General features: G+C 55.1%; 3 protein-coding genes. All 3 read left to right on the forward strand.

Features of this window, described 5'->3' with window-relative positions:
• Positions 1-712: 712 nt before the first annotated feature.
• The 3 genes from C501_RS0100080 to C501_RS0100090 all read left to right on the forward strand — a co-directional run bounded on the left by C501_RS0100080 (position 713) and on the right by C501_RS0100090 (position 1,692).
• Complete coding sequence (locus tag C501_RS0100080; RefSeq protein WP_018133606.1) at positions 713-976, forward strand: hypothetical protein; 264 nt, start codon at positions 713-715, stop codon at positions 974-976.
• A gap of 69 nt (positions 977-1,045) precedes the next feature.
• The gene (locus tag C501_RS0100085) at positions 1,046-1,258 is read left to right on the forward strand and encodes a hypothetical protein (RefSeq protein ID WP_026174438.1); all 213 of its coding nucleotides are present in this window, start codon (positions 1,046-1,048) and stop codon (positions 1,256-1,258) included.
• Between the two features lie 8 nt (positions 1,259-1,266).
• Positions 1,267-1,692 (forward strand): hypothetical protein, encoded by a 426-nt coding sequence (locus tag C501_RS0100090; protein ID WP_156807530.1) that lies wholly within the window; start codon positions 1,267-1,269, stop codon positions 1,690-1,692.
• Positions 1,693-1,886: the final 194 nt, after the last annotated feature.

The following is a 1,886-nucleotide window of genomic DNA, read 5'->3' on the forward strand; positions in this document are numbered from 1 at the left end:
CATCCGTAACGCTCGCTGCCGGAACTCCGGCGGATACTGACGTGGCATACTTCCATCCTCCTATAAAGAACGGAACCAAACCCAGGACAATTCAAACCCGATTGACGCGTCTTGGCTTCAATCGGGGTGGCTGCGTTATGGGGAGCAGTGGTTACGGGAGCGACGTGCGGAGGGGTTCAGATGCATTGTTTGCGAGGTGCCGTTGATCTTCGGCCGTGGCGGTGTGAGTAAGACCGGTAACGCTCCGTATTTCCGCACGAGTAAGGGGAATCCGCATACGGGGGACTCGTGTGAACAGTCAGTGCGCTCTCAAGGGAGTTCAAAGCGCAATGACGAACCGGAGGCGGTCGGCTCTGGTGCTGTCAACGACGGTGGGGTGAAGGTTATGAGGTATGACCTTCCGGTGCCGTTGGGTGGCCGGGAAGGGGTTGATGCTGGAGAAGGTGGCGATAGCGGGGCCGAGGGGAAGGGTCGGCGGCGGGCAAGGGGCGGCACTCGGTATGTTGAGGGCGGCGGCCCTCGTGGTCAGCAGGAGTCGGCGCATTTACGTCGTTGTTTGGGGTTCTTGCGGTCGAGGCCGAACTATCCGTCTCCAGAGACGCGCTATGACATTGCTGGTCGTGGGGAAGTTTATGCTCGTGATTATTTCTGCCGTTTCGAGGATGTAACCGACGATCTGAACGTTAAGACGGCCACTGGTCAGCCTAGGCTGATGGCTTTTTGGGGAATCGTGGGGGATGTCCGACATGGCTTGTATAACGTTTTCCTCAATGGTGCCGGGTGCTCGGTGATGTTGTTGCCTGCTCAGGCCGAGGATCTGAGTGATGCTCTGGGGGTGCCGCTTGAGGAACTTTCGGGCTGTCATGTGATCGCAGAGGGAAGACTTGGTGACAGGCTCGGTGACCGGTTGGTCCGGATTGATGACATCTCGAAACTGCAAGCACTGCGTCCGAGGATTCAAAAGCAGGTGGGCTAAGTTGCCCATAGTGCCTCTGATACAATCAGCGTCTTGTTTTTATTTACAAGTGCTGGGTAGTATATTTGTATGAAGAGAGCTGAAGTGCTGAAGCGGTTGCGGCGGCAGGCGAAGCAGGCCGGGCTTGAGTACAGCGAGTTCGAGTTGACGAACCATACCGGTATTCGTATTGGTGGTACTCGTTCGACGCTTGGCAGGCATAGCGAAGTAGATGATGTGACGGCGCGGAAGTTCTTTGATCAGTTCGCGGCAGAATTTGGGAAAGGGTGGTGGCGCAAATGAGGTATACCGTGGAGGCAGAGCGTTCGGGCTTGTGGTGGGTTTTGCAGTGTGTGGAGGCACCTGGTGCTATTACGCAGGTAAATCGCCTGGAACAGGCCGACATCATCAAGGAAGCTATAGCGTTCGTTGCCGAGGTTCCAGAGGCAGAGATCGAGATTGATCTAAAGGTTGTCTTGCCGGAGCAGGTTAAGGTTCATTTGGACCGGTCTAAGGAGCTTGAGAGCAGCTCAGGTGCGCTCCGGCGTGAGGCTGCGCAGGAGTACCGGGCAGCTGTTGGGTTGTTGCGTGAGGCGAAGGTGACTCAGGCTGATGTAGGTGTTTCATTGGGCATCACACAGCAGCGTGTAGCTCAGATTGAAAAAGAGAACACCCAGGCTCAAGAGAGGCACAGAGGAGCGGGCCTAAGAAGCGATTTAGGCGCGGTTGCATCATGAGCCAACATCTTTGATCACCCGCCTGAGCTGCAAACGGTTACCCCTGAGGCAGAGGGTCTAGCGTTTAGTAAATACAGATAAATCACATCACTCACTCATTTTTCCTGTATTTTGTACTGTTGATATACACATTTTGGGTGGGTTTTTCGCATACTGGCCACCCCACCTTCGTCTAAAGCTGATAGGGGAGTGGT

This window comes from Acaricomes phytoseiuli DSM 14247, assembly GCF_000376245.1.
Classification (GTDB): domain Bacteria; phylum Actinomycetota; class Actinomycetes; order Actinomycetales; family Micrococcaceae; genus Renibacterium; species Renibacterium phytoseiuli.